The sequence below is a fragment of the Cuspidothrix issatschenkoi CHARLIE-1 genome (assembly GCF_002934005.1).
Taxonomy (GTDB): domain Bacteria; phylum Cyanobacteriota; class Cyanobacteriia; order Cyanobacteriales; family Nostocaceae; genus Cuspidothrix; species Cuspidothrix issatschenkoi.
Window position 1 is genome coordinate 1 of the sequence record NZ_PGEM01000048.1, and the last position, 11,629, is coordinate 11,629.

The window sequence follows — 11,629 nt, forward strand, 5'->3', positions numbered from 1 at the left end:
ATTTTTGACTTTTGACTTTTGATTTTTGACTTCTCAACGGGTTTTCCTGGTGTCTATGGCGCGGTGGAACCACACTGATCCCTTCCCGAACTCAGAGGTGAAACGCTGCTGCGGCGACGATAGTTTAGGGGTAGCCCTACGTCAAAATAGCTCGATGCCAGGTTTATTTTTTAACATACCCTCTCATTTAATTATGAGGGGGTTTTGTTTTGTCCGATAATTTTTTAGCGATGACTGCGGTGAGCTTGTCCCCATGTGTGTCAAAAAGTTAATTTAACAATTGCATTATGAGCAGATAAATGTAATACTGCTGTAAGCATAGCAGTACCAAAGGGGTTCTATCATGGCTAATTGTCCTAATTGTGGTTCTGGTCACATCCAACTTAAACAGGAAACTGATGTGAACTGGGGAAATGCTATAGTCGGATATGCTTTATTTGGTGTTGTAGGTGCGGCTGTTGGGGCTGTTACAGGTGAAGATAGAAATGTCAATGCCTGTCTAGATTGTGGAACATCTTGGAAAGCTGAAGAATTATTTAAGCTTCTGCAAATTATTAAAAATTGCACAGGTGCAGAACTAAATTTAGCTATATACCATAACCGTGTATACATGAATAATTTTATATCTGAAGTAGGTAGTTATTTAAAAGAAATACCAGAGATAGAAAAACAAGCTGATCAACTTATTGCTTATGCAACAGAAGAAGGAAAAAAGAGGGAAGAAAATAACAACGCAATATTGGGCTGCGGTTGTCTTGCTATTGGCTTAATACTAATAATTACTCCTTTTGTTCCATTTTTGGCATTTCTGATTTTTCTGATTGTACCTTTTTATGCACTTGTGATGGAGAACGGGAAACCTATTAAGGAAGAAAATGATAAACTAATTCAAAACGCTAAAGAACAAGCAGTATCTATGAAGCGTGAAGCTGAAAAAATACTTAATGCAAAAATACAAAGTTTCATGGAAAATAATCCTCTCTAACTCAATATTTAGACAAAAAATATGAACAACAAGATACCCGAATTTTATAAGAAGTCGGGTATCTGAAAGATTTACGGGATTTGATAAAAATAGAATGATGTGACAAGACCATGATTTTTATCATAAGAATGTCCCCTATAAGTAGATGTTTAATTATCAATGTAATCTTTCTTTTAACCACAAAGCTAATAAAGGCATTGCTAACCGATACCCATTTTCAGCATTATAAATTAAACCTTTGTGCTGTAAACCTGTTAATGCACCTTGAAGACTCCCTCCTCGTGAAAGTCCATGTTTTTGAATATACTCTTTACTTTGGGGTTTATCAGTAGGATCAATAGCTAAAGATTCTAATAAATGTACTTGATTAGCTGGTAATAACATCAACAAAGATTCATAGGTCATTGATAAATCTTTGAGTAATCCTTTGATAGCTTTTTTTACATCTTCTTCCGTAATTAAAGTATTGGCACAACGGGACGCAGACAAACGCCGAATAATAGCCATACCATCACCAGTATGACCCTGTACAGCTTCTAGAAACAGTTGCAACCCCAGGCTATGACAATCAAAAGTAAGTCCCTCATTGTGTAAAATTTCTCTAGCCCATAGGGCGACAACATCTTTTGCTAAAGGTGCTAACTGGATAGTTTCTATGGGATAGTTGGTATCATCTGTATGTTGGCTAGACTCAGCTATGGTAGCTATTAATACATAGCTTACATGAGGATATATTTTAACTTCTTGCCTGAATGTAGTTTCCCACAAACCTTGACGATCCCAAGAACGAATATGGGGAAAACTTTGTAAAATTAACAATATGCGTTGATTTAAGTCAACGGCCATTATTTCTAATAAGTTAAGCAAATTGGCGAATGCTTGCCAAAGTTGTTTTTGTTGGAGGGAATGGATAAGTTTGAGTTGATTTTCAGAATTAAATTTAAAAAATTCCGATGAATTTTCATTCACCCAGTTTTGGATTTTATCGGCTTCCCAGTTTTGACTAATCGCTTCGGCTAATAGTTGCACAAATCTCTCTGCTTCTGTAGCACGAATACAGTCTATTTCTAAGATGACTGTATTAACCTCTTTTGCTGCACCTTTAACTAGGGTACGTCTGCCACTACCAGGGACTCCAGTAATTAACAAGTCACCATCTTTAGCAAGTATTTCAATAATACGTTGAAATTCTACGGAGCGCCCAATTAATTGTAAGGGGGTAGAAAAATTCAAATTCACTCGTTTCTCGCTTTTAGTTTTAATTGCTACCTTACCCACAGCATAAACCATAGAGAGTAATTATGATCATCATCATAAAAAATATCGTGGTTTGCTGTATACAGCACCATAAATTCGTGCTATTAATATTTTAACACTTGAAATAACTAAACAAAAACTGAATATATCAAACTCCCAACTTCTGAAGTCTGGGATACATTCCCATATCTTTTATTAAATAGGTAATTTCCGTGTTAGAAGCGTGTGTACTGGCAACAATACTGTGCGGTTTTTTTGGAATCATCTTAAAAAAAAACCTAGTGATGAAGATACTTTCAATGGATGTGATGAGTACAGGAGTCATTGCTTTTTATGTATTTATTGCATCAAAGACCGGTTTATTTACCCCCATTATTTCCAATGTAAAAAAAGCTGCTTATGCTGATCCTGTTCCCCAAGCAGTTATTTTAACAGCTATAGTCATCGGTTTTTCGATTCAAGCTTTGATGTTAGTTGGGGTCATGAAATTAGCAAAGGATAATCCCACATTAGAAAGCAGTGAAATTGAGAAAAATAATACACCATGAAAATACAAGAATTTAGGAATCAGGAGTGAGAATAGTTTATTTATCAATCTGTAGATAATAAATTTTGTGTTTTTGTTGTCACACTTAAAAATCTAAATGCTTACATGAAAATAAACCATAAGAATAGACTATGAATAGTATAACAATTGCTTGGGTTGGAATTCCATTTTTTTTGGGTTTTATCATTTTTTTAGTCCCCCAACTTAACAGACATTTGACTTTTTTGGGAACATTGATTACTGCTGCTTATGCTGTGCAACTATTCCTAGAACCGTCAGCAATTAAACTCAATTTACTTGATAGTTTTGGTGTCACTTTAGAAGCTGATCAGTTAAGTGGGTATTTTATATTAACCAATGCTTTGGTTACTGCTGCTGTAGCTTTATATTGTTGGCATAGTGATAAAAATGCTTTTTTCTATGCCCAAACTTTGCTAGTTCATGGTAGTTTAAATGCGGCTTTTGTCTGTGCTGATTTTGTGAGTTTATATGTAGCGTTAGAAGTAAGCGGAATTGCGGCTTTTTTATTAATTACTTATCCTCGCAGCGATCGCTCAATTTGGGTAGGTTTACGCTATCTTTTTGTTAGTAACATATCCATGTTATTTTATCTAGTTGGTGCAGTGTTAGTTTATCAAAACAATCTCTCTTTTAGTTTTGTAGGGTTAAAAAATGCACCACCAGAAGCATTAGCATTAATTTTTCTTGGACTATTAGTAAAAGCTGGTATTTTTGTATCCGGTTTATGGCTACCTTTAACCCATTCTGAATCAGAAACTCCCGTTTCTGCATTGCTTTCAGGTATTGTTATTAAAGCCAGTGTTTTACCATTATTAAGATGTGCTGCTGTTTCTGAAGAAATTAATAATATCGTAGTTATTTTAGGAGTGGGAACAGCATTAATGGGTGCATCCTATGCTGTTTTAGAAAAAGATACAAAACGGATGTTAGCTTTAAGTACTATATCCCAATTAGGACTTATTTTAGCAGCACCAGCAGTAGGAGGATTTTACACACTTACACATGGATTAGTCAAATCATCTTTATTTTTAATTGCGGGTTCTTTACCCAGTCGCAATTTTAAAGAACTGCAATATAAATCAATTAATACCACAATTTGGATACCTTTAGTTATAGCTAGTTTATCAATTTCTGGTTTTCCTTTATTAGCAGGTTTTTCCGCTAAGGTATTAACCCTAAAAAATATCACATCTTGGCAATTTATCGCCATGAATGTAGCCGCAGTAGGTACAGCAATTTCTTTTGCTAAGTTTATTTTTCTGCCTCATAAAAAAGACAATGAACAAACAACAAAATACGGTTTTTGGTCAGCGGTAAGTTTATTATTAACAGGTTTATTTATCGCCAATATCGCCTATTTGAAAGCTTATAATATTGCTGATATTATCAAAGCAATTATCACTATTGCGGTGGGTTGGTTAGCATATCATTTGATTTTCAAAAAATTAGCTATATATGTGCCTCGTGTAGTTGAAAAATTTGAACATTTAGTTGGTGTAATGAGTTTAACTGTAATTGTATTATTTTGGATGGCATTAGCATGATCGGACATTTAATATTAAGACTCACAATCTGGTTTTTATTGACCGCTGATTTTAGTACAACCAATATTATTATTGGCATAATTATCGCTTTAATTTTACCCAGAGGTTATACATCACGGGCAAAATTAACAGAATGGTTAAAGGTTCTAATTCAAGTAATGATTGCCATCCCTGTAGCATTTAAAGAAGCAGTGGAAATTATTTTACTTCCCCATAATAATGAAGAAATTGTCAGGGAAAAAGTCAAACATAAACATTCTTCGTTGTTGGTTTTCATGGATATATTTTTAATTACATTTACACCAAAAACTATCGTTTTAAACCACGACGAGGAAGGATTTTATGAAGTTCATCAAATTAAACCAGGAGGTAAATAATTATGAATTTAGAAATAGTATTATTAGCTATGGTAGCGGCTTTATTAATTCCCATTTATGAAGCATGGAAAACGGATAATACTTGGCAGTTAATGTTAGCTTTAGGGAGTATTTCCAGTAAAGTATCCATCATGATTATAGTCATTGCTGTATTGCGAGATGATTGGATGATTGGTGTGGTAGGAGCAATTATTTTGAGTGTGGGAAATGCGGGATTTATGTTATTAGCACATATTTTGAGAAGGTTAAATGAAGTATGATTAATATTATTAGTTATACCTGTATAGGTATAGGCATATTTTTCTGGTTTTGGGGTACTTCTCATTTAGTTAGCAACAAATCAGTATTATTCAAATTACATGGTCTTTCTGTTGCTGATACCCTGGGTTCAATGATTATTATTTTAGGAATTTTAATGAAAATACCCAGCAAATGGCCATTATTAGTTTTAGGTATTATTTCCTTAGCAATTTGGAATACTATGCTTGGTTATGTAATTGCACATTGTTCAACTCAAGAGGTGAAAAATGAATGATTCTTATCTCTATATAATTGTTGCTTTGTTACCTCTAACTGCGGGTTTATTAGTTACTCAAGTTAACCCTTATCATGCATTAATTTTGCGTGGGGTTTTGGGTGCAGTAGCAGCACTGGTAGATGCGGTTTTAGGTGCAGCAGACGTAGCTTTAACAGAAGCATTAATGGGTACAATGTTATCAGTTGCTTTGTATGCTATAGCAGTTCGTTCTTCTTTAGTTTTGCGCTTAGGTGTAATAGAAAATCAAGATAGCAGTTTTCAAACACTGATAGACGACTTTCGCAATATTTTTAGTAAACATTATATGCGGTTGGAAATTGTACCTTACAACAGTCACCAATCTTTACAAAATGCGTTAAAGGAAAAAGAAGTTCATGCTACCTGTGCGCCAATGGAAGCAAGTGAAGAATTTGCGGAAACTTATCAAACGGAAATTAGGGTACAACGGATTTATAACATTATTGAGAGTGAAATTTCATCACACAACACAGTTTTAAATTATGTTGATGTTTTAGATTTAGAGGAGAAACATTCATGAAATGGGTTTACATTTTGGCGGGAATAGCCTTGTTTTTAAAAATTTTGTTCATGCCAGATACAGCATCTAATTTATCTGATCTAACAGATATTTCTATCACGGAAAAAGTAGTTGCTGAAAGTGGTGTTGTTAATGCAGTATCAGGTATTATTTTTAGAAATCGCCTTTATGATACAATTTTTGAAGTGATTGTATTTACAATTGCCATTCTAGGATGTAATTTTTTATTAGCTAATGAAAATCCATCCTGTACAATTTATCAATTTAAAGATCAAGCTTCCATTATTTTAGCTCGTTTGGGGGCAACAATTGCCGCGTTAGTGGGTATAGAATTAGCCATTAGGGGACATTTAAGCCCAGGTGGTGGTTTTGCTGCTGGTGTCGCGGGTGGAACAGCAATAGGTTTGATAGCAATTACTTCTTCATATCAATGGATGCAGGATATTTATAAACGTTATAATGCAGCTATTTGGGAGAAGGTTTCAGTTTTAGTTTTTATTGTTTTATCAGTGATAACTTTATCGGGTTTAGAGTTACCACACGGAGAGTTAGGAACGCTTTTTAGTGGGGGAATTTTGCCGATATTAAATATTATTGTGGCGGTGAAAGTGGCGTTAGGTTCTTGGGCGGTAGTTTTGATTTTTATTCGTTATCGAGGTTTGTTGTAGTTTTAATTTTGGATCTGAAGATATTCAAATGCAAAAAAAAATAAATTTAGTGTTCATCAGTGATGTTTGCTCTAAGTGATGGGTTAAGATAGGATAAGAAACAAAACAGTCCGCCAGCGCGGACTCTTTTGATTTACAGCAGATTACAGATAAATGGGGTACAGAACCTATACACAAAGCTAATTGTCACACTGATTCAGTTATTCCTGAATTCTGCTGTATATAATCAGGACTTACGCAAAACAGAACGAAAGTAGGGGTAATTCATGAATTACCCCTACGCAAGAATAATATTCTCAGTTACATCTTGCGTAAGTCCTAATAATTTATTGATCACTTACCATTCTGACTCTTAGAAGTGTAGTAAACCTTACTACCTGTATCAGGAACAAAATGACAACTCATTGCTGAATTCCATAAAGATTTCCAAATTGGCTCTTTGGATTCGCGGAAATATTCACCCATAATTGGTTTAATTGCCTCTGTCGCTTTCAGTAAATTGTAATGAGGCATATTCAGAAAAATGTGGTGAGCAACATGAGTACCGATATCATGATGGATATGGTTAAAAATACCATAATCTCTATCAATGGTAGAAATTGCACCCTTTAAAAAATTCCAATTATCACCACGATACCAAGGTAAATCATGTTCTGTGTGATGTAAATAAGTCACCAAATCCAACCAGATTACAAACACAACGTAAGGAACAGCGTAATATTTTAGCAACCACATCCAACCCCATTGATAGGTTAGGAAACCCAATAAACCTACCATACAAATCCACAGGGTAGTGCTGGTAATGATATCCCACTTTTCTGAAGGTTTAAACAAGGAACTTTTGGGGTCGAAATGTGAACCGCTTTTTCCTGGTGTGCGTTGAAACAAATAAATGGGATAAGCTAGAGGCAAAAATAGATAATAGCGAACTAGCCTTTGTAAGAAAGGTAATTTTTGATATTGAGATTCACTCAAAGGATACCAGCTTTCATCATTCTCTAAGCTGCCTGTATTTTTGTGGTGGGTTCTGTGGCTAATTCTCCAACCATGATAGGGAACAAGAATGAAAGTATGGGTGATATGACCAACTAAATCATTTAACCATTTCTGCTTAGAAAAAGATTGGTGTCCACAGTCATGACCAATCACAAACAAAGCCCAAAACATTGTTCCTTGCATTACCCAGAAAATTGGCCAGAAATACCAAGAATCTAGATAATTTGCCAGTGCATATAACCCAGCAACAATTACAACATCACGGAAGAAATAATAGAGTGATTTAACCACATTAGGTTCAAAACACTCAGCAGGAATAGCAGCTTTTAAATCCTGAAGAGTAAAAGGAAGTTTTTCTGAATCCTGAGAAGATTTAACAGGAGGATTTTGATTGAATTGAATTGTATCTGATTGCACTGGATTTGATGATATTTGAACAGGGTAAATGTGGGGTGGGAAATTACCACCCATACAGCCAATATCCACTACGAACAAATGACTTAAATAAAATTGAAATTTGTTTAATTAAATCATTTGTAAAATTGTCTGAATACGAACTACAGAATTTTACTTCTGAGAGTAATATTGGTCAAAAGTTGTGTAACCAATGTCTGTTTTATAAAGTTGACATTCATTGGTAATTTGTTTCATTAAATCCCAGGAAAACTTACATTCATCATGGAGGTAATCACCCCAATTTTCTTTGATGCTATTGTAAGCTAACCGCAAATTGTAGGAAGGAATTGCGGTAGAAATATGATGGGGAACGTGAACATTGATATCGTGACAAAGAATTTCTACCCAGTGAGGATAATCACAATGAACTGTTCCAAATAACTGTGCTAAAGCTTCATGCCATTTGTCAGCAGTTTTAAAAGGAACATCTGCGGTTGTATGGTGAACAATCGTAAAAGTACTCATCCAAAAATGGTAAACCATCCAAGGAATAAACCAGAATTTAATAAAGCCCCAAACACCAGTGGTAATAATTAAAGTTGGGAAGACAATTGCCGCAAATGCTACAACTACAGCAACAGAAAGTTTCACACTAGCTTGGTCTTTTTTCTGGAACTTACGCGCATCAAAATGTACAACTGCCCAATGTCCGATAGAACCTACCCACCACAGACGCTTCCGCATGAATAATTGAAAAGCAGACTGTCTGGTGCTATCCCAGGTTTCAAAAACCTCTGGTCTGATAGGATGCCAAGCATTATCCTCATCTAGTTTATTTGTATGTTTATGGTGATGATTATGTTTAATGCGCCAGCTATGAAAGGGATAAATTAAGAACATCATGAAGAAATGTCCCACTAAATCATTCACCCAGCGATGTTTAGCAAATGAACGATGTCCGCAGTCATGGCCAATAACAAAAAATCCTGTTAAAGCTGTTCCTGTAAAAATCCATGCTATGGGTAGAAGAAACCAAGGTGAAATGGCCAAAAAATAATAGCCTAATGCAGCCATAGATAAACTGAGAATAACAGTAGTCCATGCTTTACGGCTATTTTTCTGAAAACATTCCTTGGGCAAACTTTTGATAATATGTTTTAGTTTGAGTTGGTCTCTACTAAGGTCTGTAGAGACTTCTATTTCCTGACTTTTGATGAGTGATGTAGTCATGAATACCTGAAAAAGAACGGGTTGCGACACAAGGTTACTCAAAAAAGTACCTTGCTGCAAAGTTTTGTAACATTAATTTCTGAGATTATAGCAACATCAGTGCAACTTAGGATAGCTAATTAGCAATTAAAATTTTCTAAAGTTGTCAGGTGAGTATAAAATTTTTGACTGCATTTACATACAAAAAGTCAATAGTCTCCGGCCCAAAAAAATGGCAGTCAAACTATTGACTTTAAGCATGAAATCTGTATTATGCCTTTTTCTCTGCCAACTTGATATTTGTTGCCAGACCGAGGAATTGTAATAACTGAATAGTCATCCAAGTCATATCAATTTCCCACCATTCCAAACCATGACGGGCAGAATATTGAAAAGCATGATGGTTATTGTGCCAACCTTCTCCAAAAACTAGGATGGCAACCCACCAGCAGTTAGTTGATTTGTCACCAGACTCATAAGTACGGTAGCCAAATTTATGAGTAGCACTATTTACTAACCAAGTACAATGATAAACCCAGATGATTCTTACAAAAATTCCCCAAACTACCATTGGCCAGCCGCCGAAGTAATAGAGAACTAAACCCAGGGCAACTTGTAATAAAATGAAATTTTTCTGTAAAAACTGATAAACTGGGTCATCAATAATGTCTTTAGTGAAGCGAGGAACTTGATCGTGAGCCGGAGCAAAATGAATCATCCAACCCATGTGACTCCACCAAAAACCTTGATTTGAATCATGGGGATCAGATTCAGTATCAGAATGTAAGTGGTGAATACGATGTGTCCCTACCCATTCAATTGGACCACCTTCACAAGATAATGTCCCAAAAATCACTAGCAGATACTCTAACCATTTGGGTGTTTGAAAACTACGATGAGTGACAAGACGGTGATATCCCAAAGTGATACCTAAACCTCCAGTCACCCAGTAAAGGAATAAAGCAACACCAACTGCATTCCAGCTAAAATTGCTGGGAACTAGGGCAAATAGAGCGCCGACGTGCAATGCAACGAAAAATAGGGTATTAACCCAGTTAATGTGAGGTTTAGAAGTAGCAATTGTCATGCAGTAACCTGAATAGAAATTGTTCAGCCTAATCTGCGCGATCCTAAAATCCGCATATCTATTTTATTTTTTTGAATGAGGAAATGATGAACAGCTTTGAAAAGCTGCGGGAAGCAGAACAGGCGCTATTAGAAATTTTTTCTGGTATTGACGCTCAGGTCAAGCATAATCTTAAACGAGTATTAGATGCCTTTCGTCATCACCGAGTTGGCGCACACCATTTTGCAGGTGTAAGTGGCTACGGACACGATGATTTAGGACGAGAAACTTTAGATAAAGTTTTTGCCCAAGTGATGGGTGCTGAAGCTGCTGTGGTGCGAGTGCAGTTTGTTTCGGGAACTCATGCGATCGCCTGCGCGCTCTATGGTGTTCTTCGCCCTGGGGATGAAATGTTAGCAGTAGTCGGTTCTCCCTACGATACTTTGGAAGAGGTAATTGGCTTGAGAGGACAAGGCCAAGGTTCCCTAATTGATTTTGGCATAAAATACCGCCAATTGGAATTAACTGATCAAGGAAAAATAGATTGGGAAAACCTAAACACTAGCATTACTGACAATACAAAGCTAGTGTTAATTCAGCGTTCTTGTGGATATTCATGGCGGCCAAGTCTTTCCATTGCTGACATAGAAAAAATTGTTCACATTATCAAACAGCAAAATCCCCACACAGTTTGTTTTGTAGATAACTGTTATGGTGAATTTATCGAAACCCAAGAACCAACTCATGTTGGTGCTGACTTAATGGCGGGATCATTGATTAAAAATCCTGGAGGTACGGTTGTCAGTGCTGGAGGTTATATTGCTGGACGTGCTGAACTGGTAGAGGCTGCGGCTTGTAGACTCACAGCACCCGGTATTGGTAGCGAAGGTGGTGCGACTTTTGACCAAAACCGTCTGTTATTCCAGGGTTTATTTTTAGCCCCCCAGATGGTGGGTGAAGCTATGAAAGGAACATATCTCACAGGATATGTTTTTGATAAACTTGGTTATCCTGTCAACCCTGCACCTCTAGCACCCAGAGGCGATGTGATCCAAGCTATTAAACTCGGTTCACCTAAAAAGCTGATTGCCTTCTGCAAAGCGATTCAACAGTATTCACCCATAGGATCTTATCTCGACCCCATACCCGATGATATGCCAGGCTATGAAAGCAAAGTAGTGATGGCTGGAGGCACTTTTATTGAAGGCAGTACCCTAGAGTTATCAGCAGATGGACCTTTGAGAGAACCTTATATTGTCTATTGTCAGGGCGGTACACATTGGACTCATGTATCCATAGCACTACAAGCAGCTATTGAGGCGGTAACAAACTGTTAAAGCTTTAATCTGCAAATTAATATCAGCAAGGAGGCTTTTTCTGCCGAGGAAAGAGGGAAAAATTAATGCTTTTTCCCAAAAATAAAAAATGTCAGTTAAATGTTTTAGATGAAATTTACAGAGATTTTACGTATCGGCTCAATAAGTAGG

At 36.2% G+C, this 11,629-nt stretch carries 13 protein-coding genes and 1 rRNA gene; 10 read left to right on the plus strand and 4 right to left on the minus strand.

Annotated features, from left to right (window positions below):
- Positions 1–45 precede the first annotated feature (45 nt).
- Positions 46–163, plus strand: a 5S ribosomal RNA gene (rrf, locus tag CUN59_RS07600).
- A gap of 180 nt (positions 164–343) precedes the next feature.
- On the plus strand, positions 344–985 hold the full coding sequence (locus tag CUN59_RS07605; RefSeq protein WP_104387277.1) for a hypothetical protein: 642 nt from the start codon (positions 344–346) through the stop codon (positions 983–985).
- Positions 986–1,141: 156 nt separating this feature from the next.
- Here CUN59_RS07605 and CUN59_RS07610 read toward each other — a convergent pair whose 3' ends face one another.
- Positions 1,142–2,275 carry an ATP-binding protein gene (locus tag CUN59_RS07610; RefSeq protein ID WP_104387278.1) on the minus strand — a complete coding sequence of 378 codons (1,134 nt, stop codon included), beginning with the start codon at positions 2,273–2,275 and terminating at the stop codon, positions 1,142–1,144.
- Between the two features lie 179 nt (positions 2,276–2,454).
- Here CUN59_RS07610 and CUN59_RS07615 point away from each other — a divergent pair, with 179 nt between their 5' ends.
- The 7 genes from CUN59_RS07615 to CUN59_RS07645 all read left to right on the plus strand — a co-directional run bounded on the left by CUN59_RS07615 (position 2,455) and on the right by CUN59_RS07645 (position 6,475).
- Positions 2,455–2,790, plus strand: a complete 336-nt coding sequence (locus CUN59_RS07615; RefSeq protein ID WP_104387279.1) for a cation:proton antiporter subunit C — start codon at positions 2,455–2,457, stop codon at positions 2,788–2,790.
- Positions 2,791–2,920: 130 nt separating this feature from the next.
- A complete protein-coding gene (locus CUN59_RS07620; protein WP_104387280.1) occupies positions 2,921–4,354 on the plus strand; it encodes a cation:proton antiporter in 1,434 nt (477 codons plus the stop codon).
- Positions 4,351–4,731, plus strand: a complete 381-nt coding sequence (locus CUN59_RS07625) for a Na+/H+ antiporter subunit E (protein WP_104387281.1) — start codon at positions 4,351–4,353, stop codon at positions 4,729–4,731. Before CUN59_RS07620 ends, CUN59_RS07625 begins: the two co-directional genes overlap by 4 nt.
- Before the next feature lie 2 nt (positions 4,732–4,733).
- On the plus strand, positions 4,734–4,991 hold the full coding sequence (locus CUN59_RS07630) for a hypothetical protein (protein ID WP_104387282.1): 258 nt from the start codon (positions 4,734–4,736) through the stop codon (positions 4,989–4,991).
- Complete coding sequence (locus CUN59_RS07635) at positions 4,988–5,266, plus strand: monovalent cation/H(+) antiporter subunit G (protein ID WP_104387283.1); 279 nt, start codon at positions 4,988–4,990, stop codon at positions 5,264–5,266. Before CUN59_RS07630 ends, CUN59_RS07635 begins: the two co-directional genes overlap by 4 nt.
- Positions 5,259–5,807, plus strand: coding sequence for a DUF4040 domain-containing protein (locus CUN59_RS07640; protein WP_104387284.1), 549 nt, complete (start codon positions 5,259–5,261; stop codon positions 5,805–5,807). The genes CUN59_RS07635 and CUN59_RS07640 overlap by 8 nt, the downstream gene beginning before the upstream one ends.
- The gene (locus CUN59_RS07645; protein ID WP_104387285.1) at positions 5,804–6,475 is read left to right on the plus strand and encodes a Na(+)/H(+) antiporter subunit B; all 672 of its coding nucleotides are present in this window, start codon (positions 5,804–5,806) and stop codon (positions 6,473–6,475) included. Before CUN59_RS07640 ends, CUN59_RS07645 begins: the two co-directional genes overlap by 4 nt.
- Before the next feature lie 333 nt (positions 6,476–6,808).
- Here the strand turns inward: CUN59_RS07645 and CUN59_RS07650 are convergent, their stop codons facing one another.
- The 3 genes from CUN59_RS07650 to CUN59_RS07660 all read right to left on the minus strand — a co-directional run bounded on the left by CUN59_RS07650 (position 6,809) and on the right by CUN59_RS07660 (position 10,163).
- Positions 6,809–7,888 carry a DUF3474 domain-containing protein gene (locus tag CUN59_RS07650; protein ID WP_104387289.1) on the minus strand — a complete coding sequence of 360 codons (1,080 nt, stop codon included), beginning with the start codon at positions 7,886–7,888 and terminating at the stop codon, positions 6,809–6,811.
- Positions 7,889–8,038: 150 nt separating this feature from the next.
- Positions 8,039–9,097 (minus strand): fatty acid desaturase, encoded by a 1,059-nt coding sequence (locus CUN59_RS07655; protein WP_104387286.1) that lies wholly within the window; start codon positions 9,095–9,097, stop codon positions 8,039–8,041.
- Positions 9,098–9,347: 250 nt separating this feature from the next.
- Entirely contained in the window at positions 9,348–10,163 is an 816-nt protein-coding gene (locus tag CUN59_RS07660) for an acyl-CoA desaturase (protein WP_104387287.1), read from the minus strand.
- Between the two features lie 86 nt (positions 10,164–10,249).
- Between CUN59_RS07660 and CUN59_RS07665 the strand changes: the two genes are divergently transcribed.
- The gene (locus tag CUN59_RS07665) at positions 10,250–11,479 is read left to right on the plus strand and encodes a methionine gamma-lyase family protein (RefSeq protein WP_104387288.1); all 1,230 of its coding nucleotides are present in this window, start codon (positions 10,250–10,252) and stop codon (positions 11,477–11,479) included.
- The last annotated feature ends 150 nt before the right edge of the window (positions 11,480–11,629 follow it).

What these genes read in the sequence shown, in the direction of transcription:
- CUN59_RS07605 (WP_104387277.1), top strand. Translation starts at nt 344, where the DNA reads ATGGCTAATTGTCCTAATTGTGGTTCTGGTCACATCCAACTTAAACAG.
- CUN59_RS07610 (WP_104387278.1), bottom strand. Translation starts at nt 2,275, where the DNA reads ATGGTTTATGCTGTGGGTAAGGTAGCAATTAAAACTAAAAGCGAGAAA.
- CUN59_RS07620 (WP_104387280.1), top strand. Translation starts at nt 2,921, where the DNA reads ATGAATAGTATAACAATTGCTTGGGTTGGAATTCCATTTTTTTTGGGT.
- CUN59_RS07625 (WP_104387281.1), top strand. Translation starts at nt 4,351, where the DNA reads ATGATCGGACATTTAATATTAAGACTCACAATCTGGTTTTTATTGACC.
- CUN59_RS07630 (WP_104387282.1), top strand. Translation starts at nt 4,734, where the DNA reads ATGAATTTAGAAATAGTATTATTAGCTATGGTAGCGGCTTTATTAATT.
- CUN59_RS07635 (WP_104387283.1), top strand. Translation starts at nt 4,988, where the DNA reads ATGATTAATATTATTAGTTATACCTGTATAGGTATAGGCATATTTTTC.
- CUN59_RS07640 (WP_104387284.1), top strand. Translation starts at nt 5,259, where the DNA reads ATGAATGATTCTTATCTCTATATAATTGTTGCTTTGTTACCTCTAACT.
- CUN59_RS07645 (WP_104387285.1), top strand. Translation starts at nt 5,804, where the DNA reads ATGAAATGGGTTTACATTTTGGCGGGAATAGCCTTGTTTTTAAAAATT.
- CUN59_RS07655 (WP_104387286.1), bottom strand. Translation starts at nt 9,097, where the DNA reads ATGACTACATCACTCATCAAAAGTCAGGAAATAGAAGTCTCTACAGAC.
- CUN59_RS07660 (WP_104387287.1), bottom strand. Translation starts at nt 10,163, where the DNA reads ATGACAATTGCTACTTCTAAACCTCACATTAACTGGGTTAATACCCTA.
- CUN59_RS07665 (WP_104387288.1), top strand. Translation starts at nt 10,250, where the DNA reads ATGAACAGCTTTGAAAAGCTGCGGGAAGCAGAACAGGCGCTATTAGAA.